Annotated in this window: 24 protein-coding genes and 4 tRNA genes; 14 read left to right on the top strand and 14 right to left on the bottom strand. The window is 67.3% G+C overall.

Going from position 1 to position 19,928, the window contains the following annotated elements:
• Positions 1-3 precede the first annotated feature (3 nt).
• Genes A5688_RS00535 through A5688_RS00525 form a run of 3 tightly spaced genes read left to right on the top strand, consistent with a single transcriptional unit; the run spans position 4 to position 1,771 of the window.
• Entirely contained in the window at positions 4-270 is a 267-nt protein-coding gene (locus A5688_RS00535; protein WP_067914877.1) for a dihydrodiol dehydrogenase, read from the top strand.
• Entirely contained in the window at positions 267-1,058 is a 792-nt protein-coding gene (hcaB, locus tag A5688_RS00530) for a 3-(cis-5,6-dihydroxycyclohexa-1,3-dien-1-yl)propanoate dehydrogenase (RefSeq protein WP_067914874.1), read from the top strand. The genes A5688_RS00535 and hcaB overlap by 4 nt, the downstream gene beginning before the upstream one ends.
• Positions 1,055-1,771: a class II aldolase/adducin family protein gene (locus A5688_RS00525; protein ID WP_067914873.1), complete on the top strand. Its 717-nt coding sequence runs from the start codon at positions 1,055-1,057 to the stop codon at positions 1,769-1,771. The genes hcaB and A5688_RS00525 overlap by 4 nt, the downstream gene beginning before the upstream one ends.
• 55 nt (positions 1,772-1,826) lie before the next feature.
• Here the strand turns inward: A5688_RS00525 and A5688_RS00520 are convergent, their stop codons facing one another.
• Positions 1,827-2,642, bottom strand: a complete 816-nt coding sequence (locus A5688_RS00520) for an IclR family transcriptional regulator (protein ID WP_067827594.1) — start codon at positions 2,640-2,642, stop codon at positions 1,827-1,829.
• Positions 2,643-2,682: 40 nt separating this feature from the next.
• Positions 2,683-3,723, bottom strand: coding sequence for a permease (locus A5688_RS00515; RefSeq protein WP_242660417.1), 1,041 nt, complete (start codon positions 3,721-3,723; stop codon positions 2,683-2,685).
• Between the two features lie 170 nt (positions 3,724-3,893).
• Between A5688_RS00515 and A5688_RS00510 the strand changes: the two genes are divergently transcribed.
• Complete coding sequence (locus A5688_RS00510) at positions 3,894-4,703, top strand: SGNH/GDSL hydrolase family protein (protein ID WP_067827588.1); 810 nt, start codon at positions 3,894-3,896, stop codon at positions 4,701-4,703.
• A gap of 36 nt (positions 4,704-4,739) precedes the next feature.
• Positions 4,740-5,405, top strand: a complete 666-nt coding sequence (locus A5688_RS00505) for a DedA family protein (RefSeq protein ID WP_067827585.1) — start codon at positions 4,740-4,742, stop codon at positions 5,403-5,405.
• Here the strand turns inward: A5688_RS00505 and A5688_RS00500 are convergent, their stop codons facing one another.
• Positions 5,406-6,023, bottom strand: coding sequence for a TetR/AcrR family transcriptional regulator (locus tag A5688_RS00500; RefSeq protein WP_067827581.1), 618 nt, complete (start codon positions 6,021-6,023; stop codon positions 5,406-5,408).
• 154 nt (positions 6,024-6,177) lie between these two features.
• Between A5688_RS00500 and A5688_RS00495 the strand changes: the two genes are divergently transcribed.
• Positions 6,178-6,615: an anti-sigma factor antagonist gene (locus A5688_RS00495; protein WP_067827578.1), complete on the top strand. Its 438-nt coding sequence runs from the start codon at positions 6,178-6,180 to the stop codon at positions 6,613-6,615.
• Between the two features lie 23 nt (positions 6,616-6,638).
• Positions 6,639-7,724: a glutamate--cysteine ligase 2 gene (locus A5688_RS00490; RefSeq protein ID WP_067914871.1), complete on the top strand. Its 1,086-nt coding sequence runs from the start codon at positions 6,639-6,641 to the stop codon at positions 7,722-7,724.
• Between the two features lie 44 nt (positions 7,725-7,768).
• On the opposite strand, the gene A5688_RS00485 is transcribed toward A5688_RS00490, so the two are convergent.
• From A5688_RS00485 to A5688_RS00475, 3 genes are all read right to left on the bottom strand, one after another.
• Positions 7,769-8,539 carry a sulfite exporter TauE/SafE family protein gene (locus A5688_RS00485; protein ID WP_120312438.1) on the bottom strand — a complete coding sequence of 257 codons (771 nt, stop codon included), beginning with the start codon at positions 8,537-8,539 and terminating at the stop codon, positions 7,769-7,771.
• Between the two features lie 80 nt (positions 8,540-8,619).
• Positions 8,620-9,561, bottom strand: a complete 942-nt coding sequence (locus A5688_RS00480; RefSeq protein WP_067914867.1) for a catalase family peroxidase — start codon at positions 9,559-9,561, stop codon at positions 8,620-8,622.
• 18 nt (positions 9,562-9,579) lie between these two features.
• Complete coding sequence (locus A5688_RS00475) at positions 9,580-10,371, bottom strand: SDR family NAD(P)-dependent oxidoreductase (RefSeq protein ID WP_067827564.1); 792 nt, start codon at positions 10,369-10,371, stop codon at positions 9,580-9,582.
• A 245-nt stretch (positions 10,372-10,616) separates the two neighbouring features.
• On the opposite strand from A5688_RS00475, the gene A5688_RS00470 reads away from it, so the two are divergent.
• From A5688_RS00470 to A5688_RS00460, 3 genes are all read left to right on the top strand, one after another.
• Positions 10,617-11,219 carry a hypothetical protein gene (locus A5688_RS00470; RefSeq protein ID WP_067914865.1) on the top strand — a complete coding sequence of 201 codons (603 nt, stop codon included), beginning with the start codon at positions 10,617-10,619 and terminating at the stop codon, positions 11,217-11,219.
• 91 nt (positions 11,220-11,310) lie between these two features.
• The gene (locus A5688_RS00465; protein WP_067914863.1) at positions 11,311-12,870 is read left to right on the top strand and encodes a long-chain-fatty-acid--CoA ligase; all 1,560 of its coding nucleotides are present in this window, start codon (positions 11,311-11,313) and stop codon (positions 12,868-12,870) included.
• 8 nt (positions 12,871-12,878) lie between these two features.
• Entirely contained in the window at positions 12,879-13,667 is a 789-nt protein-coding gene (locus A5688_RS00460; protein ID WP_067914920.1) for an MBL fold metallo-hydrolase, read from the top strand.
• Between the two features lie 17 nt (positions 13,668-13,684).
• On the opposite strand, the gene A5688_RS00455 is transcribed toward A5688_RS00460, so the two are convergent.
• From A5688_RS00455 to A5688_RS00440, 4 genes are all read right to left on the bottom strand, one after another.
• Positions 13,685-14,515 (bottom strand): enoyl-CoA hydratase/isomerase family protein, encoded by an 831-nt coding sequence (locus tag A5688_RS00455; protein ID WP_067914861.1) that lies wholly within the window; start codon positions 14,513-14,515, stop codon positions 13,685-13,687.
• A gap of 88 nt (positions 14,516-14,603) precedes the next feature.
• On the bottom strand, positions 14,604-14,897 hold the full coding sequence (locus tag A5688_RS00450) for a hypothetical protein (protein ID WP_067914859.1): 294 nt from the start codon (positions 14,895-14,897) through the stop codon (positions 14,604-14,606).
• 29 nt (positions 14,898-14,926) lie between these two features.
• Entirely contained in the window at positions 14,927-15,373 is a 447-nt protein-coding gene (locus A5688_RS00445; protein WP_067914918.1) for a hypothetical protein, read from the bottom strand.
• A 120-nt stretch (positions 15,374-15,493) separates the two neighbouring features.
• Positions 15,494-15,565, bottom strand: a tRNA-Val gene (locus A5688_RS00440).
• Between the two features lie 178 nt (positions 15,566-15,743).
• Here A5688_RS00440 and A5688_RS00435 point away from each other — a divergent pair.
• From A5688_RS00435 to A5688_RS00425, 3 genes are all read left to right on the top strand, one after another.
• Positions 15,744-15,816, top strand: a tRNA-Gly gene (locus tag A5688_RS00435).
• A gap of 28 nt (positions 15,817-15,844) precedes the next feature.
• Positions 15,845-15,918: transfer RNA gene (locus A5688_RS00430), tRNA-Cys, on the top strand.
• Between the two features lie 15 nt (positions 15,919-15,933).
• Positions 15,934-16,008 (top strand) — tRNA-Val (locus tag A5688_RS00425).
• 139 nt (positions 16,009-16,147) lie between these two features.
• On the opposite strand, the gene A5688_RS00420 is transcribed toward A5688_RS00425, so the two are convergent.
• Positions 16,148-16,831, bottom strand: coding sequence for a TetR family transcriptional regulator (locus A5688_RS00420; RefSeq protein ID WP_067914857.1), 684 nt, complete (start codon positions 16,829-16,831; stop codon positions 16,148-16,150).
• 299 nt (positions 16,832-17,130) lie between these two features.
• Here A5688_RS00420 and A5688_RS00415 point away from each other — a divergent pair, with 299 nt between their 5' ends.
• On the top strand, positions 17,131-18,330 hold the full coding sequence (locus A5688_RS00415; RefSeq protein WP_067827546.1) for a cytochrome P450: 1,200 nt from the start codon (positions 17,131-17,133) through the stop codon (positions 18,328-18,330).
• A gap of 190 nt (positions 18,331-18,520) precedes the next feature.
• On the opposite strand, the gene A5688_RS27610 is transcribed toward A5688_RS00415, so the two are convergent.
• From A5688_RS27610 to A5688_RS00405, 3 genes are all read right to left on the bottom strand, one after another.
• Positions 18,521-18,679 (bottom strand): hypothetical protein, encoded by a 159-nt coding sequence (locus A5688_RS27610; protein ID WP_165606868.1) that lies wholly within the window; start codon positions 18,677-18,679, stop codon positions 18,521-18,523.
• Positions 18,680-18,984: 305 nt separating this feature from the next.
• Positions 18,985-19,359: a hypothetical protein gene (locus tag A5688_RS00410; protein WP_131811906.1), complete on the bottom strand. Its 375-nt coding sequence runs from the start codon at positions 19,357-19,359 to the stop codon at positions 18,985-18,987.
• A 225-nt stretch (positions 19,360-19,584) separates the two neighbouring features.
• Positions 19,585-19,928 (bottom strand): universal stress protein (locus tag A5688_RS00405; protein WP_068268017.1); only part of this gene is annotated, 344 nt, incomplete at its 5' end.

The following is a 19,928-nucleotide window of genomic DNA, read 5'->3' as shown; positions in this document are numbered from 1 at the left end:
GCAATGGACAATGAACTGCAGCGGCTGCTGGACGGCGCGGTCGGCGAAGCGATCTGCGTCGCAAACGAATTCACCGAGGTGGTGGTGTGCCGGATCGACACCCGAAACGGGTCACGGCTGTTGATCAGCGCACCGAAATCCGGGCGGTGGATCACCCTGGACGCGCTCGAGGTCGAGGCATTGACGTGGCAGAACCCCCGTACCCTGGCTGCCATGGTCGGCAATTCCCACGAGCCGCTGCTGCCCGACGAAGGCGAACCCCCGCGATGACGGGCTGGCTGGAGGGCAAGCGCGCGCTGGTCGTGGGCGCGGGTTCCGGGATCGGCCGGGCCGTGGTGGCGGCCTTCGGCGCCGAGGGTGCGAATGTTGCCGTGCTGGAACGTGATCCACACAAATGTGACGCGCTGCGGCAGCAGTTGCCGCGGGTGCCGGTGATCGAGGGCGACGCCACCACCCGCGAGGCCAATGACCGGGCCGTCGCCGCCGCGGTGGACGCGTTCGGCGGGCTGGACACCCTGGTCAACTGCGTCGGGGTCTTCGACTTCTACCGGGGCGTGGGCGACATCGAACCCGATGCGCTGCCCGGCGCGTTCGACGAGATGTTTCGCACCAACGTGCTCAGCCATCTGCAATCGGTGAAGGCCGCGATCCCGGCGCTGCGACGCGCGAGGGGGTCGTCGATCGTGCTGACCGAATCCGCGTCGTCGTTCTATCCCGGGCGCGGTGGTGTGCTCTACGTGTCCTCGAAATTCGCGGTGCGCGGGCTGGTGTCGGCGTTGGCGCACGAACTCGCGCCGGACATTCGGGTCAACGGGGTGGCACCCGGCGGCACGCTCAACACCGACCTGCGCGGCCTGTCCAGCCTGGGGCTCGACGAGACCCGACTCGACGACAGCCCGGACCGGGCGCGTGATGTCGCCGAGCGCACTCCCCTGCATGTCGCGCTCACCGGCGAGGATCACGCGTGGAGTTACGTGTTCCTGGCGTCCGGACGCTCCCGCGGAATCACCGGCGAAACCGTGCGGCCGGACGGCGGATTCGGGCTGGGTGCGCGATGACGGACCTGGATCAACAACGCGAGCTGGTGGCGCAGGGCTGCCGCGTCGCGGCGGCCCGCGGCCTGGTCGACGGCATCCTCGGTCACCTGAGCCTGCGGGTCGACGACGAGCGCCTGCTGGTGCGCTGCCGAAGCGATACCGACACCGGGGTGGCGTTCACCCGCCCCAGCGACATCCGGCTGATCACGTTCGACGGCACCGCCGGCGCCCCAGGCGAACTCGACGGCTACCGCGTCCCCAACGAACTGCCGATCCACGTCGAAACCATGCTGGCCGACCCGGCGCACACCGCCGTCGCGCACCTGCACCCGCCGGACGTGGTCGCCGCCGATCTGGCCGGCATCACGCTGCGGCCGATCTACGGCGCCTATGACATTCCCGGCGCCTGGCTGGCGCGCGGAGGTGTCCCGGTCTACGAACGCGCTGTGCTGATCCGGAATTCGGGCCTGGGCAAGGAAATGGTGGCGGCGATGCAAGGACGTCCCGTGGTGATCTGCCGCGGGCACGGGACCACCAGCGCCGCCGCCACCGTGCCGCAGGCGGTGCTGCAGGCGATCAGCCTCGACGCGCTGGCGCGAACGTCGTTGCGGGTGGTCGCGGCCGGCGGCACGCTGCGTGACATCGATGACGCGGACTGGGATGACCTGCCGGACTTGGGATCTGCGTTCACCGCCGAGGCGGCCTGGCGTCACGAAGTGGCCAGGCTCGACTGAGCCGGATCTTCCGCCTCCTCAGCGAGCCCTACGGAGCCCGCATCGTCGCCGGGGGCTAGCCGAGCTGATCGCCGATCTCTTTGGCGGCCGCCGCAAGGGCCGCGGCCACCGCGGGATACCGCGCGGCATCCAGCCGGTTCTGCGGTGCGGCGGCGTTGAGCGCGAGCCGCAGCCCGGGCGCGTGGGTGGGGATCGGCACCGCGACCGACGCGACCCCCTCCTCGCTTTCCTCCCGGTTGGTGGCGTAGCCGCGCTCGCGGATGCCGGACAGCTCGGCTTCCAACTCGGTGCGGCTGCCGATCGAATGCGAGGTGATGCGCTTGAGCCGCTCGCGCGGCAGCAGCGCGCGCAATTCCGGTGGCGACAACTGGGCCAGCATGACCTTGCCCGTCGAGGTGCAGTGGGCCGGCATGGCCCGGCCGAGCCGCGACGCCACCCGCACCGCGGCAGGGCCCTCGACGGCGGCGACGAAGCGCACGCTGGCGCCGTCCAGCATTCCGACATGCACCGTTTCGCGCAGTTGTTCGCTGAGGCTGCGCATGACGGGCGCGGCCGAGCGCGCGATGTCGATGCGACCGAAGATCGCGAATGCCACCCCGGTCAACGACGGACCGGGCAGGTACGCCTTGGACACCGGGTCCTGGCGGACGAACCCGCGATAGGCCAGCATCGCCAGCAACCGATGCGCGGTCGACGACGCCACGCCCAGGTAGCGGGTTGCCTCGCTCAATCGGATCTGGGGTTGTTCACCCAGCAGCAGCAACAACTTGAGCGCGTTGTCGACCGACTCGATCGGATATTGCGGCGCAAGCGAATCGGCGCCAGGCGCCGCGGTGGCGGTCGCGTCGGCCGGCCGGCGCTTGGGAGGCATGACATGACGGTACCCGCGGCGGCGCGGTGGATTGCCGTGTTTACAGCAGGCTCAGCACAGTCGCGCCCAGTACCCCCGCGAGCATCACGACGACCGTTGTGGTCGCGACGACCCGCCACCCGAAGCCGCGGACGACCATCGCGGCACCCGGAATGCTGACGGCGGGCAGGGTGATCAGGAGCGCACCGAGCGTCCCCGACGAGGCCCCGAGCAACGCCAAGCCCTGCAGGACTGGAATTTCGCCGGCCGTGGGGATCACGATCAGCGTGCCGACGATCGCGGCGAGTACGGCGATCAGCAGACCATGCAGCAGGCCATTGCCGCCCGGTTGAACCAGGGTGAGCAGCCAGCCCCGGACTGCGCCGATGAGAAGCACCAGGATTGCGTACTCGGGCAACAAGAACACGCACAGCCTCAGGAGCGCTTGCACGAATCGGCGGCCCCGCGCCGCGGGCCGCTCGTCATTGGGTGCGTCGGCCGTCGCGGTCGTCGCAAGCCGATTCCCGCGCGCACCCGTGACCAATCCCACCGCCACCGCGACGCCGAGCACCGTAGCGACGCCGACGACCATCCTGGTCAGCGTCCACTGCCAGGGGGCAACCAGCCACAAGAACGCGAGTACCGCCGGGTTCAGCAACGGATTCCCCAGCCAGTAGGCGACGGCCGCGGGGGAAGTGACGTCGTTGCGCCGCAACGTGACGGCAACCGGGGCGGCGCAGCACGTGCACATCATCGACGGCATGCCGGCCACCCCGCCGGCCAGTGCGCTCGAGATCGGGTGACGGCGGTTCAGCGCCCGCGGCAGCCATGATCGCGGCAGCAGCGCCTGAACCGAGGCGCTGATCAGCAAGGCCACCACGAGGGCCGGCCAGATCGATACCAGGTACGCGTGGAAGAACGTCGCGGCGGCGTGCCACGACGGGCTGTCGCCGGCGCGCACCGAACCCACGGTCAAGATGTTGGGGCCGGACCAACGATGGGTCCGCCCGGCGCCCAGGGCCTTGGTCACGTAGGGCGTCCACTTGGCCCAGAGAAGTCCGACGACGAACACCGCCGATGCGATCAGAACACCGATCGCCACGTCCGCACGGTTTCGCGTTCCAATTGTCTTGACCGGCAATGGCTTCGCCATGGTGAATGACGCTAGCCCAGGACCGGCGCGACGCGTGCCGCGGGCCGCCCACGGCAGCGGGTGGCCGACGCCGCGTTTTGACGCTTCCGGAATCAGAGATACCTATTATTCTCGGCATCGTGAGCGGGGCTACTCACGTTCGATACCACCGTTACGTCGCCATCGGTGACAGCCAGACAGAGGGCTTGTGGGACGGCGACGACACCGTCGGCCTGCTCGGATTCGCCGACCGGCTCGCGGTGATGGTCGACTCGCTCTACCCCGGCTTGCAGTACGCCAACCTGGCGATTCGCGGGAAGCGGATCGGCCACGTGCTCAGCGAGCAGCTTCCGCAGGCGCTGGCGATGCGGCCCGATCTGATCACCGTCTGCGCCGGGATGAACGATGTCATCCAGCCGGGGCGATCCTTCTCGCCCGCCCTGGTCGACCTCGAGCACATCTACGCGGCGCTGGCCGAGTCGGGTGCGACCGTGGTGACGACGACGTTCCCGAACGTGGCGCAGTTCCTCCCGCTGGGACGGCTGGTGGCGGGGCGGCTCACCCGCATCAACGGAGCGATCAGGGCGGCCGCCCATCGCTACGGGTTCCGGCTCGTCGACCTGTACAACGCGCCCTCGATGCGCGAGTTGGACACCTGGGCCATCGACCGGGTTCACGCGTCCAGCAAGGGCCATATACTGTTCGCCGCCGCGGCCGCCGAAGCGCTCAATCTTCCTGACAGCAACCATGATTGGGCACGCGGCGGCCTGACCCCCACCCAGCGTTCCTTTGCCGCCGGCACGTACGAACAGTTGCGCTGGACACAGGAGAGTTTCTTTCCGTGGATCTGGCGGCGGCTGCGCGGCCTCTCGTCGTACGACGGGCGCGAACCCAAACGCCCGCGGCTGGAGGGGCTGGGCGCCGCAAGCGAATTCAAGCGCACACCTTAAGCCACGGATCCTCGGTCGGTCAGGCATCCTTGACGCATGAATCTCGAGCCGGTGCTGCACTCGATTCCGCCGCTTGCGGTCTATTTGATGGTCGGCGGTGTGGTCGGGATCGAGAGCCTGGGCATTCCCCTGCCGGGCGAGATCGTGCTGGTGACGGCCGCGCTGATGTCGTCGCACCATGACCTGGCCGTCAATCCGCTCGGCGTGGGGATCGCCGCGGTGCTCGGCGCGGTGATCGGCGATTCGATCGGCTACGCGATCGGGCGCCGGTTCGGCATGCCGCTTTTCGACCGGCTCGGGCAGCGGTTTCCGAAACATTTCGGTCCCGGACACGTCGCGCTCGCCGAAAAGCTGTTCAACCGCTGGGGTGTTCGAGCCGTCTTCCTCGGCCGCTTCGTCGCGCTGCTGCGGATCCTGGCCGGCCCGCTGGCCGGGGCGCTGAACATGCATTACCCCCGCTTCCTGGCGGCCAACGTCTCGGGTGCGATCTGCTGGGCGGGCGGCACCACCGCGCTGGTGTACTTCGCCGGAATCGCCGCCGAACGCTGGCTGGAACGGTTCTCCTGGATCGGGCTGCTGGTCGCCGTCGCGGCCGGGCTGACCGCCGCGATCCTGTTGCGGGAGCGCACATCCCGAATGATCAAGGAATTGGAGGCCGAGCATTACCGCAAGACCGGCGCAGGCGCGCCCGACACCGTCTGACTAGACGGCCTCGCCGGTGTCCGCCACCAAAGGCGGCCGATGTTCGTCGATCAAGGTGCGAGCCATCTTGCGTGCGCGCAGCGCGGCGTCCAGGTCGCCGACGGCTGCCAGCACGATGGCGCCCTTCATGAGGATGTGCCAGGAGGAGGCGAAGTCCTCGACGTCGGTCAGGCCGGCCGCGACGGCGCGGCGGCGCACGATGTCACGGACGTGCTCGATGTGGACGAGACAGGCCTGTCCCGCCGGATGCTCGGGCCCCAGTTCGAGCAGCACGTTGATGAACGAGCAGCCCTCGTATCCATCGCGCAGCTGGAACCAGTCATGCATGACGTCGAAGATCGCCAGCAATTGTTCGTCGGGGGTACCGGCGCGCAGCCGCGACTGCTCCTCGATCAGGCCGTGGGTCCAGAGCTCCTCGCGGCGCTGCAGCACAGCCAGAACCAAGTCGTCCTTGGTGGCGAAATGGCGGTACAGGGTGGCCTTGGCGACGCCGGCGCGATGGATCACTTCGTCGGTGCCGACGGCGCGAATCCCACGCCGGCTGAACAGCTCATATGCCGAGGTGAGGACACGTTCACGCGCCGAGGCGGGGGGCGTTCCGACATCGGAAGTCGTCATTGCCAGGCTTACCATACTCTTAACCCAGGCCGGTAGACAGACCGCCCTGTCTCGTTATAGAAAAGAGATTCGCATCCGCGTACAGTCTGTCTTCAGACATTAGGACGGGCATCCATCGAGGCGTCTGCGACGCCTGTCGATTAGGGGGTCCATCATGAATTCCGTCGTTGTGGAAGCGATGCCCACCAGTCATCTGACGCTGAGCACCAAACTTGTCTACGAGCTCGGCGACCCTAACAGCACGTTGCGGGCGACCGCGGACCGCAGCGGCCCCTCGGTGGTGATCTACGCCGGGGGCGAGGTCGACGCCTGCAATGAGGTCACCTGGCGCCACCTGGTGAGCGAGGCGTCCAGCGGCGTCACCGCGCCCGGCTTCTTCGTGGTCGACGTCACCGGGCTGGACTTCATGGGTTGCTGCGCGTTCGCGGTGCTGGCCGAGGAGGCCAAGAGCTGCCGGGAACGCGGCATCGAACTGCGCCTGGTGAGCTGCGAGCCGATCGCCGCGCGCGTGGTCGACGCGTGCGGGCTCAGCGCTGTGCTGCCGATTTACCCGACCGTCGACTCCGCGCTGTCCGCGGCTGCTCGCTGGTAATACCTCGGGCCGTAGCCGGCTCAATGGGTGAACATCCCACCGTTGGCGCCGAGGAAGAGTTCCTCCTCGTCGACCCGCGAACCGGTGAGCCGGCCGCCCAGAACGCCGCGGTTGCCGCGGAGGCCGAGCGGCGGGGCGTCGAGCTGCAGCTGGAACTGAGCAGTTGCCAGGTGGAAACCACGTCGCAGGTGGCGGCGACCAGCGCTGAACTCGGCGAGGAACTGAGCCGACTGCGGCGAACCGCGGCGCAGGCCGCCGAGGCCGTCGGCGTCCAGCTGCTGGCCTCCGGGCTCCCGCCGACCACACCGCACGAGTTTCCCGTCACCGACACCCCTCGCTACCGGCGAATCGGTGACCAGTTCGGGATGATCGCCCACGAGCAGGGCATCTGCGGATGCCACGTGCACGTGCAGGTGCCCGACCGCGCCGCGGCCATCCATGTCAGTAATTGGCTGCGGCCGTGGCTGCCGTCATTGCTTGCGCTGTCGGCCAATTCGCGGGTGTACCGCAACGCGGACAGCGGATACGCGAGCTGGCGCAGCGTGCTGTGGCGGCGCTGGCCGGCCGCGGGGGCACCGCCGTTTTTCGCCTCGCCCGACGAGTACGACGACGCGGTGCGCATGCTGGTCGACACCGGGGTGATCCTGGACAAGGACATGATCTATTGGGACGTACGCCCTTCGGCGGACTTCCCGACGGTGGAGGTGCGGGTGGCCGACGTGCCGGCCACCGTCGCCGAAACCGTGTTGCTTGCCACGCTGATCCGGGCGGCGGTGATGACGGCGCTCGACGCACCCGATGAGGCGCGGCGGCTGCCGCCCGGTGCGTTGCGGGCGGCGTACTGGAAGGCCGCACACGACGGGTTGTCCGGCCGCGCACTCGATTTGGTCCACGGCCGCGGGGCGGTGCCGGCGAGTGAGCAATTGGCCGCTCTGGTGCGGCGGGTGCGCCCCGCGCTGGAATCGCTGGGCGAATACGACCGCGTCGTCGCAGAACTTGACCGCGTCATGTCCCACGGTAACGGGGCGATGCGTCAGCTGCGGGCGTGGCGCAAACGCGGTGAGGTGCGCGACGTCATCGCCGAAGCCGCCGCGGCCACCCTGAGTTGAGGCCTACCCGCACGGCCAATCCCGTTGCCGCAGCTGATCTCTCGTCAGGCCACCGCGAGCAGGCGATAGAGGCCGATCAGGCCCACGACCACGATGATGCCGCGCAGCGTGTTGCCCGACAACCGGCGCCCATATCGCGCCCCGAGCAGGCCGCCGACCAGTGCCCCCGCGGCGATCAGCCCGGCGGCCGGCCAGCTGATCCGGTCGAACGCCACCAAGGTATAGGCAACGGCGGCAACCACATTCACCACCAGCGCCAGCAGATTCTTGGCGGCGTTCATGCGCTGCACCGACTCGGGCAGCAGGGCACCCATCAGGCCGACCAGCAGGATGCCTTGCGCGGCGGTGAAGTAGCCGCCGTAGACGCCGACGGCGAACGTGCCGAGCACCAGCGTCGCCATCCGGCGGGGGCTGACATGTTCGGGTGAGCGGCCCGCCTCCTCGGCGCGCCGCGCGGTCCACGCCTGGATTCGCGGACCGATCACCACCAGCACCAGCGCCAGCACCAGCAGCACCGGCACGATCTCGGCGAACACCTTCTCGGGCAGGTGCAGCAACAGGTAGGCGCCCAGCGCCGCGCCGGCCAGCGATGCCGGGAGCTGCCAGCGCAGCCGATCCCATTGACCGCTCAACTCGACGCGATAACCCCAGGTGCCCGAGACGCTGCCGGCGACCAGACCCGTCGCGTTCGACATGGTGGCCGTCACCGGCGGATAGCCGAGCGCGACCAGCGTCGGGAAGGTGATCAGGGTCCCGGACCCCACCAGCGCGTTGATCGCACCGGCGCCCAGCCCGGCCAGGCATATGAGGAACATCTGAAATGGCGACACCGAAGAAAAACCTTAGCCTGCCGCCGATTTCGGCGCGACGCGAGGATCGCCCGCGCGATCCCCGGTCAGGCGGGAGGAGCTTCGGCGCCGCGTTCCACGCCGGTGCGCAGCTTGACCGAGGCCGAATACGCCAGGGTGCGAAAGTGCAGGACCGGATCGTCGGAGGCCTCGATGCCGTCGGTCACGCGCATCGGGTCGAACACCACGATGTCGCCGCCGTGCTCACGTTCGGTTTCCAGGCCGGTGATCGCCACGGTGCCGACGGTGACGATCTGGGTGCTCTGCCAGGCCGCCGACGGGTCGACCGTCGAGTCGGTGGGCCCGGCGATCTGCACCCGGAAGTCGAACCGCACCGGGCCGTCGTCCAGCCGCGCCGTGAGCTCGTCGGCCAGGAAGTCGGGATCCTTGCCCTGGGCGTCCGACCCCGACAGGTATTCCTCGGCGGCGGTCGGAACCAGGTGGTAGCGAACGAATCTGGCGCTGCCGTCGGCGGCGATCCAGCGAAAGGCGTGCAGGCCATGGTATTCGGTGGTGGCGTAGCTGGCCGGGATGCGGTTCGCCTCACGCAGGATGGGCAGCGCACCGAGCAGCCCTGGATGGAAGAGCAGGTGTTTGGCCATGCGCAGCGGCGTCGTGAGGCCGGGTCGCATCGCCTTGAGCAGATCGATGAAGCCGTCCGGAGTGCTGGAGACGAACAGCCGCGCGGTCTGCGCCGAGACGTCGGTGGTGGAGCCGTCGGGCAGGGTGAACTTCACCGCCATCCCGCGCACTCCGGGTGCGCCGTCGCGCTGCTCGGGGTTGCCCGATCCGTTGGAGAAGCGAATCAGCGCGGGGACCGTCGAACCATCGAGATGCTTTGCGCGCGAGAGTATGAGCGCGTCGGGGGTCGCGGTGAACGTGCCGCGATACAGAGTGCCTTTGGCGTGCAGTGCGCGGCAGCCGGGCCGGGCTCCGCCGGCGCCCCGGATCGCCTCGATCGCCTCGTCAGGAGTAAGTCCACCGCTCATGGACGAATCTTAGTCGGCTCAGTCGGGAAAGCCGAAGAGTTCGACGACACCGTGATCGCGGCCGGCGGTATAGCCGCCGTCGACGGCGAGGGCCTGGCCGCTGACGAACGAGGCGTCGGGAGACAGCAGAAAGGCGGCCATGGCCGCGACCTCGTCGGGGCGGCCCAGCCGCTGCAGGGCATGCTCCTTGGTGATGGAGGCCAGCGGCCCCTCCATCCCGGGAATGCTGAAGACGCTGTGCGCCATGGGCGTTTCGATGAAGCCGGGACAGATGACGTTGGCCCGGATACCGCTCGGCCCGTAGTCCAGCGCGATGTTCTTGGTGAGCAGCACGACGCCGCCCTTGGCCGCGTTGTACGAGCTGCCGCCCGCGGTGCCTTCCAGGCCTTCGACGCTGGCGACCGTCACGATCGATCCCCGTTCGCCATCGGCCCGGGGCTGGTCGATCATCCGGGCCAGAGCCGCCTTGGCCACCAGGAAGGTGCCGGTGAGGTTGATCCCGATCACCCGGTCCCATTCGGCGCGCTCGAGCAGGTGCACCGGCCCTCCCCCGGCGACCCCGGCCGCGTGGAAGAGGCCGTCGAGCCGACCCGGCACCGCGGCCAGCACCGCGGCGATCGCGCGTTCGTCGGTTACGTCGGCGGCGACGAACGTGAACCGCGAACCCAGATCGCCGGGCGGGGCATTCAGGTCGGCGCCGATCACGGTGCCGCCCTCGGCCAACAGCCGCCGCGCGGTGGCCAGCCCGATTCCCGACGCGGCCCCGGTCACGACGAAGGTGCGGGAACGGGCGCGGTCGGGGTTCACCATGTCGGATCCTTCAACGAATCGGCGGGTCGGCTCAGTCATGGTGACACACCACCCCGCAACAGGTTCACGGATACCGGAATTCTGGTCAAAGCCGTTCGTGCACTGAGCTTTACAAAACCCTCCGGCGCTTCGATAGGCGGGCTGTATCAGCCGATAGCAAACCCGTCTTGGACATTCCTCCCGCCGCGGGAGGACGATAAACCCACGGGCGAATTCCGCAGCGCCCGACGGCGTTAGGAACGACGATGTCGACAACTGAGCCTCAGCCGCTGTCCCGTCGGGCCGGAGGGAGGTTCGGGGCGGTCAGCGCGGCCGCCGCGACCGCGGTGGTCGCCCTTGCCTGCGTCGCCCACCACGCCGAGCCCACCGCCGCGGTGGCGCTGATGTCCGACGATGCGATCGCCGTCGCGCAGGGCGTCTCGGTCACCCCCGCGCCCGGCTGGACGCTCGGGAACCGCGGCCCGAACTGGGTGGCGCTGAACAACGCCGACACCAGCGCGCAGCTGCGGATCACCGTCAAACCCGCGGGCGGCGCCGATGCCGCCGGGCTGCTGCAGGCCGACATCGACCAGTACACCGGCGGCGCCTCGGCGGTCCTGACCGATGTGAACCGCCTGAACCCGCCCGAGACCAGGCCGCTGACCGGCGCCAACTTCCAGCAGGCCGCGTCCATCGACTACACGGCCACCGTGGTGAACCCGCAGGGCTCGATTCCGGTGATCGGCAGGTTCACCGAGTTGCTCAACACCTCGAATGGCCGATCGGCGTTCATCGACTTCCGGCAGGACAGCAGCGCGACCACCCAGGCCGCCGCGGACGGCGGCGTGATGATCAATTCCATGGAATGAGGCGCCGGCGACCTTGCTGGCGAGGGTCGGCGTCGAGTGCGCACAATCGACCGCGTATAGAGACTGGAGCAAACCGACCGCGGAGGGGTTCATGCCACCAGCCGACACGGCGACCAGCACGGCGCAGACGCTCGCCGGCATCGTCGAAGGACACGCACAGCAGCGGCCCGACGCGATCGCGATCCGCTACGGCGAACGCCAGTGGTCGTGGGCCGAATGGAGCTCGCGGATCCGCCGCACGGCGGGGGCGCTGCGCGCGGCCGGTCTCGAGCGCGGCCAGTGCGTGGCCGTCCTGGACAAGAATCACCCCGCCTGCCTCGAAGTGCTCATCGCCGGCGCCTCCATCGGCGTCGTCACCACCGTCGTCAACTGGCGGGTGATCGGCGACGAACTCGTCCACGTTCTCAACGACAGCGGTGCCCGGGTACTGCTGGTCGGCGCTGAGCTGCGTGCGGCGGCCGAGGCGGCCGCCGAGCGGGTACCGGGAGTCGAAAGCATCATCGAGGTCGGCGACGAGTACGAATCGCTGCTCGCCGCGGCGACACCGACGCGGTCCGACGCGAGCGTCGGCGAGAACGAGACCGCGTTGGTGATCTACAGCTCCGGCACCACCGGACGCCCCAAGGGCGTGCTGCTCAGCCAGCGCGCGCTGGTCAATCACGCGTCGAACCTGGCACCGGCGTTTCCCTTCGCCGAAGGGGACGCCAACCTGGTCGCGATGCCCCTGTTCCATGTGGGCGGGATCGGGTATGCGCTGTTCGGAATCCGTTCCGGCGCACCGACGTTCATGACCCGCGAACCGGAGGCCGCGACGCTGATCGGCGCGGTGCGGGCCGGTGCCACCCACGCATTCTTCGTCCCGCCGGTGATCGCCCGTTTCCTGGACGCGGGCGAGGCGGCGAGCGCGGCCATCGCCGGCCTGCGCTACATCGTGTACGGGGCCGCACCGATGCCGCTGCCGTTGCTGCATCGAGCGCTGTCCACCTGGCCCGACACGAAATTCGTGCAGGTGTACGGGCAGACGGAATTGTGCGGCGCGGTCACCGCGCTGTCCGACGACGATCACCGCGATGCGGCGCGGCCCGAGCTGCAGCTGGCGGCCGGAAAGGCGGTGCTGGGCTGCGAGATTCGCATCGCCCACCCCGAGACCGGCACCCCGTTGCCGCCCGGGGAGCCCGGCGAGGTGTGGGTGCGCAGCAACCAGAACATGACCGGCTACCTGAACCGCCCGGACGCGACGGCCGAGACCATCACCGCCGACGACTGGGTGCGCACCGGCGATATCGGGCGCCTGGACGCCGCCGGCTACGTCTACATCGAAGACCGCATCAAGGACATGATCATCACCGGCGGCGAGAACGTCTACGGCCCCGAGGTGGAGAGCGTGCTCATCGAGCATCCCGCCGTCGAGGACGCCGCGGTGATCGGGGTGCCCGACGACTTCTGGGGCGAATCGGTCAAGGCGATCGTGGTCACCGGCGGCGAGGTGGACGCGAAAGACATCATCGAATTCTGCCGACGGCAGCTGGCCGGCTTCAAGTGTCCCCGCACCGTGGACTTCGTGCCGGAACTCCCCCGCAACGCGAGCGGAAAGATCCTGAAAACTCAGTTGCGGGAACCGTTTTGGCGCGATCGGGCGCGGGGCATATGAGTCCCGGCGTGGATGTGTCGCGGCGCGACTGCGCGATCAGTGTGCTGGGCGGGCCGACCACGGTGGTCGACATCGCCGGCCGCAGGATCGTCATGGACCCGACGTTTGATCCGCCGGGCGTGCACGCCTACCTGACCAAGCTCACCGGGCCCGCGGTGAGCGCCGACGCCCTGGGACCGGTGGACGCCGTGTTGGTCAGCCACGACCAGCATCCCGACAATTTCGACGATGACGGCCGCCGGATGGCGCTGGCCGCGCCGTTGCTGCTCACCCATCCCGGCGCCGCGGCCCGGCTGGGTCCGCCAGCGGTCGGGTTGGCGCCCTGGCAATCCCACGAACTGCAAGGCGGATCCGAATCGCTTCGCGTGCAAGCGGTTCCGGCCGTCCACGGTCCGGCCGACGGGCAGCGCGACGCCGGCGGCCACGTCAACTGCGAGGTAACGGGTTTCGTGCTGTCCGGGCCCGGACTGCCGACGGTGTACCTCAGCGGCGACAACGCCTCGATGGCCGCAGTCAAAGACGTCGCGGACCGGGTCGGTCGGGTCGACATCGCCGTGCTGTTCGCCGGCGCGGCGAGCGTGCCCACCAAGGAGCGCGGTCGGCCGTTGACGCTCACCGCGGCGCGCGCGGCCGCCGCCGCCGAACTGCTGGGCGCCACGGCGGTGATCCCCGCCCACGTCGACGGCTGGGCCCATTTCAGCGAGGGCGTCGACGAATTCGTCGCGGCGTTCGATCAGGCCGGCATCAGCAACGTGCTCAAGGTCGCTGCGCACGGGGAGTGGATCGATTGGGGCTGAGCCGCTACAGCGACCCGCTACAGGCGGCCCTCGACACGCAGGTCCGGATGCACCCAGTCGGGTGAGCGGCGTTCCTTGAACGAGCGGAATCCTTCGATGGCCTCGGCGTCGGACAGGCTGGCGGTCATGCCGATGCGGTCATAGAGGCCCAGATAGCCGTCGATGCTGGCTTTGATGACGCCGCGAGCGCGGGGCGCGGTTCGACAGCATTGCGCAAGTAGGTCTTTCGCCGCGTCCAACAGAGCCTCGTGCGGAACGACCTTGGTGACCAGACCCCAGTCGAGCGCTTCGACCGCGGTGAGCACCCGCCCGGTGAACATCAGGTCGCGGGTGCGTACCGGCCCGACGACGCGGGTGAGCATCTGGCTGTAGTAGGTGTCGGCGTAGCCGCGGAACAACTCGGGCACCCGGAAGGTCGCCCGATCGCTCACCACCGACAGGTCGCTGCACAACGCGATCTGAAACCCGCCGCCCTGGCATAGCCCGTTGACCGCGGAGACGATGGGTTTGGCCGAGGTGCGCACCGCGTCGAACGGCGTGACGTCCATTCCCAGCGCGGACCCGAAGGTGATCCAGTTGTCCTCACCTCCCCCGCCCCCCATGTCGCCACCGGGGGCGAAGACATCACCGGTTCCGGTGAGCACCAGCCCGGCCAGATCCGGATCCTCGTTGAGACGCCCTACCGCATAACGGATTCCGAAGTACATCGCCGGGCTCAGGGCGTTGCGTGCCTCGGGTCGGTCGATGGTGCACACGGCGATCGGTCCCTCGCGCTCGAAGCGCAGGTACGGCGTACCCAGCCAATCGCCTTCGGGTGGGCGGGGGGTGTTCTTCGGCGTCTGCGCCACGGGACTCCTTCGGGTCGGCGTCGCCACGGATACAGCGCGCCGCGACGCCGCTACTGTAGCTCTTACGGTATCTCTGCGAAGCGGCCGCCTAGACGTAAGACAGGGTGGCCGTCTCGGCGGTCGCAGACGCATCGGCCAGCAGGGAGGCGAGTTTGGTCTGGAGCGTGGACGTGGTGTCCCCCACCGGCTTGTCGCAGAACCTGCAGCGCGTAGAGAAGTTCGGCTGTTCGTCCTCGTCCGGCCAGAACCGGCGCGGCCCGACTTGTGCGCCGGGGTCGAACTGCACCGACTGATGCGGGGCGTCTTTGAGGATTCGGCCGACGGGATGCCCTTGCGGGCATTCGAGTTTCAGCATGCCGACGCCCTCCTGGTTGCCGACCATGGTTCACCGTCCTCTCGGGTATGCGCTTGTCAATGCAGGATCTTCGCGAGGTTGCGCCATCGCCGATGCCGGTGGCGAAACATGAGCCGGACGAAGGCGCGAGTCAGCAGCCCGTGCAGGCCGTCGTCGGTTTCGATCTCGTCGGTGTAGCGGCAGCTGTGCTCGTCGATGGGCTCGAACGTCAGGCGGTGATTCCAGGTGCGGACGGGTCCGCCGTGCTCGTTGGTGTAGATCTCGGTCGGCTCGAGTCGCTTGATGGTGAGGTGATGCGTCCAGGCCGGGACCACGCCGAACCACCAGAACCGCGCCGATCCCTGGGTGCCGACCCCGATCCGCTCGGGGACGTCGAGCCGGTAAACCCGCAGCACCGGGCTGAGCACGTGCTTCATCAGCTCGGGCTTGCGCGCCAGGGCGGAGGCCGTCTCGACCGGGATCGGCAACTCGGTAGTTAGGGTTACCTTACTCATGAGGTTCATGGTGGCCCAGCCGGTGCGATCGGGCAAGGGTGCCGCGGGCTCAGCGGGGTACGGCGGCGAGCGTGCGGCTGCAGTGCGAAAAGGAGGCGGCCAACCATGTCGTTGACCTGCGTTGATTTGTGGTCCCGGCTGGGATCGAACCAGCGACCTTCCGCGTGTGAAGCGGACGCTCTCCCACTGAGCCACGGGACCGCGCCGAGATGGCGAACGACGTCGAAGACTAGCACGCGCCGACCGCCGACAATACCGGCCACAGCGTAGACGGGTCGAAGCGCTAGCCTAGACACGGCTCGTACCAAGAAATTTGTATGTGCCCGCTCACGTGGACTATCGTCGTGCTTCGCACCGGGCGACGAGTCGTCCGAGGCGCGCGGATGTAGCGCAGTTGGTAGCGCATCACCTTGCCAAGGTGAGGGTCGCGGGTTCGAATCCCGTCATCCGCTCGAAGGTGCAAGTGGCGTGGACCCCAACGGTGGAGTGGCCGAGTGGTGAGGCAACGGCCTGCAAAGCCGTGCACACGGGTTCGATTCCCGTCTCCACCTCCAGCTTTTGGTTTCCCGGCGCGATTAGCTCAGCGGGAGAGCGCTTCCCTGACACGGAAGAGGTCACTGGTTCAATCCCAGTATCGCGCACCAGAGTTTTTGCAGCCTACAGCGTGTGCCCAGTCTGTCTACATGATCGCCGCGCAATATACGCGCAACTTGGGCTCGCCAAAAAAGGACCGCTGCGGCGCACTTCGATGACGCCCGCGCCGGGTGGCTGGATGCGCTCTGGTCACGCCAATTTGACTGATTCGCGAGGGCCGGGAGCCGGTTGGCTGGCCTGCGTGAGAGCGGTTAGTGCATCGATGTCGCGGCTGAGCTGGTGGTAGAGGACGGCCGGTCCAAGCCATCTGCTCAAGAGACTGCGGAGTGCCACTGGGTTGAGTGGCCGCTCGGGAGGATCGAGCAGAATCGACTGGAGTGTGCGTACAGCGAGTTCGATGAGGTCGTCCATCGCAGTGTGGTCGAAGCCATGGGCGGCCCAGTCGACGTCATATCGTCGGAACATTTCTCGTCCGAGGCCAAATGCCGCGCCGGCGGTGAACGAGGCCGACGTGCCACCCGGTAGCCGTGCGTCCAAGACGCGCGCCATCAGCGGGTCGTCGGCGAACTCCTCGGCCGCGAATGCTACGCCCTCCACGACGGCAGCCGCCGGATTTGTCCACCCACGCAGGTGATCGGCTAAACGGTCGAGAAACCCGTTAGCCGCTCGCATCTGACTGCCGACTACTAGCGCTTCAGCGCCGGGAAAGTATCGGTAGATGGTCTGGCGGCTCACTCCCAGAGTGCGGGCCAAATCGCTGACGCGGATGGAAGATCCGCCTTCGGCAATCAAGGAGTCAACCGCGTCGAGAATCCTGTTGACGGCTTCCTCATCGGAGGTCGGCGTGCGGCCCGACCATCCATGGCTACGCAAGGGTAAGGCCCATCATCCTGCTCCAGTTCCGTACGACTTGACAACCTGTAGCTAAAAGTATTGCGAACTGGCGCCGAGGTCAACGGTATCTTCTCGCTCCGTACATGCCAGGTCGTTCGAAACTTTAAGCAAATGTCCGCGACTGCCGCACAGGAGTTCTTCTTCACCACACCTCGCGGATCCGCAACAGTTAATAGTGACGCAACATATTGCTCTGATTTGTCTTGTCAGTTGGCGCTAGGTCTGCTGTGATAGATCAAGGAATTGCGGCATGTTCCACTGCGCCAGGAGGACGGGCGATGACCGTAAGTGAGGTCAGTGACATTCGGTACGACCCCTACGATGTGGAACTTCTGGCCGATCCCTACCCAGTGTTCCGGCGGCTGCGCGAGGAGTCGCCGCTGTACTACAACGAGCAATACGATTTCTATGCGCTCAGTCGTTTCCAGGACGTGAGTCGTGCGCTTGTCGACACCGGCACGTTCAGTTCAGCCCGCGGAATGATCCTCGAAGTGATCAAGGCCAACATCGAGATACCGCCCGGCATCATCGTTTTCGAAGACCCGCCGGTTCATGACATCCATCGTAAATTGCTCGCGCGGATGTTCACCCCACGCAAGATCGCCGAACTCGAGGACAAGATTCGCGCGTTTTGCGCACAATGTCTCGACCCTCTCGTCGGCACTGGACGTTTCGACTTCATCGCCGATCTCGGCGCTCAGATGCCGATGAGAGTCATCGGAATGCTGGTCGGCATTCCCGAACACGACCAAGAACAAGTTCGGGAACGCTCGAATGCCGCGTTGCTCACCGAGGCCGGCCAACCCATGACCCTGGCGTCGAAAGGCGTCCACTACGACGAGGTGTTCGCCGCTTATCTCGACTGGCGCGCCGAACACCCCTCCGACGACATCACAACCGAACTCCTCAACGTCGAATTCGACGACGAGACAGGAGTCCGCCGAAGGCTGACCCGCGACGAAATCCTGCTTTACATCAGCCTCGTCGCCTCCGCGGGCAACGAGACCACCACACGACTCCTCGGCTGGGCCGGAAAGGTTCTCGCCGACCATCCCGGCCAGCGGCACGAAATCGCAGCCAATCATCGGTTGATTCCACAGACGATCGAGGAGCTGCTGCGCTACGAACCTCCCGTACCGCACCTCGCCCGCTACGTCACTCGTGATACCGAGTGGTACGGACATACGGTGCCCGAAGGCAGCGTCATGATGCCGCTGATCGCATCAGCTTGCCGTGATAATCGCCAATTCCCGCCTGAGGGAGACCGATTCGACATTCACCGACAGCCGCGTCAGCACCTGGCATTCAGCGTGGGAGCTCACTTCTGCCTAGGAGCGGCACTCGCCAGGCTGGAGGCACGAATCGCGCTCGAGGAAATCCTCAAGCGCTTCCCCGAATGGGATATCGACACCCAGAACGCACACTTATCATCAGCGTCGGCTGTCCGAGGCTGGGAATCGATGCCCGCGTTCATCTAGCTCAGGCGCATGGGCAAGTATTCAGGCCCCGTGCCGCGTCTCCGGGAATGCTCCGCCTCGGATTTATTGGCGGTCGAGTCAATAAATCCGAGGCATCCGCGATCCAGAGAAAACAGACTGCCGGTAAGCACACTGCGCGTTTGCCGGTCGCTCGTGCGCACCCCAGATAACCAGACGTCAACCCGCTGCGCTAGTTAACGCCCTCCGAGCTCTGTTGCCTGGCGCAGTGGATCATCCGCTCACTCAGGTGGATGAGCGGGTCCTCATACCCGCCGGGCATGGTGTAGGCCAGCTGGCGCAATTCGACGGCAAACTCGTAGAGATGTTGCTGCAGCAACGCGTCGGCCATCAGACGGTGGTGACCGCGCGTGCGGCGACGCGAGCTGCCCCGAACAACAACATTCGTTCCAAACCTCTCCCGTTCGGCGACCCTGGCATCTGGTGATGTGTGCCGATTCGTCGATGGCAGCCTAGACGCTTCCGCGTCTATTTACATCGGGAATTGTAAAAATTCCCGCGGCTTGTAAAGCCTGAACCTTCCCAGCTACGACAGTCGGGTCGAACGCGGTCGCCTGGTCGTCGTCGCATCATCGGCCGGCGCCTGCTCGGCCGCAGCCCGCGCACCAGAGCTCAACCGTTTCGCTCGGACACTCCTTAAGGGTGCTCTTCAATCACGCACTGAACAATCGCATTGGCAAGGGGCGGGTCGAATCCCATCCGCGCTACCTTCTGAGCCTCAGCAGCAGGGGAGGCGCCAGAATTGAGATCCTGCTCAACAGTGCCCACAAGCTGCAAGTTTTGGGGGTCTCGTCCCGCCACAGGTTCGGTCACCTTTCCCACGCAGCGGCGGTAACCACTCAAGTCGGCGTGGGCAGACGTCTCTGTCAGCATCGCCTGGGCGATGAACAAGGCGGCGATGGCTATGCCGATCGCGGCGGCGGCGTGGACGAAACGCATGTTTAAGCGGATACCCAGCTGCAACGATGGATAATCAGCAAACAATTCGATGCCGGGGTTGTCTCGGATCAATCGTCAGCTCTCGCCCTTGACTCGCTCAACCCGGCGCCTCCCAATCTGAGCGATTTTCGCGGGACGGCGAGTGTGTCATCCGTTGATGGACGGCTCGCGGTCGTGGACAACTCGCGACTATCGCTGGCGCGAACCCGACGCGCAATCCCAGTATCGCGCACCAGCTTTGGCGCGGTTTTAGAATCAATGCTCGGTTGCGACTCGACGCCGAACGACGGCGATGCCTCAGTCGCTGGTGTGGACGATCAACACGTCGGTCTTGGCCCTGCGGGAGACCGCGGACGGGACCGACCCGAGCAGCCGCCCGGCGACGCTGGCGAGTCCGACGTTGCCGACGACCAGCAGGTCGGCCGCGACCTCCTCGGCCAGTTGCACCAGCGCGTTGATGGGGGCACCGACGACCGATTTCTCCTCCACGTTCTTGGCCCCGGCCTGGTGCGCCCGCTCCCTGGCGTCCCGCAGGATCGCGTAGAAGGGGGCCTCGCCCACGGTCCGGTAGTCCTGACCGTGGTCGCTCCCCGGCGGAATGGCGTAGCGGCCCCGTTCCTCGGGGACGGGAGTATGCGCCG

It is taken from the genome of Mycobacterium mantenii (assembly GCF_001667865.1).
GTDB classification, from domain to species: Bacteria; Actinomycetota; Actinomycetes; order Mycobacteriales; family Mycobacteriaceae; genus Mycobacterium; species Mycobacterium mantenii_A.
This window is presented reverse-complemented; position numbering and strand designations above follow the sequence as displayed.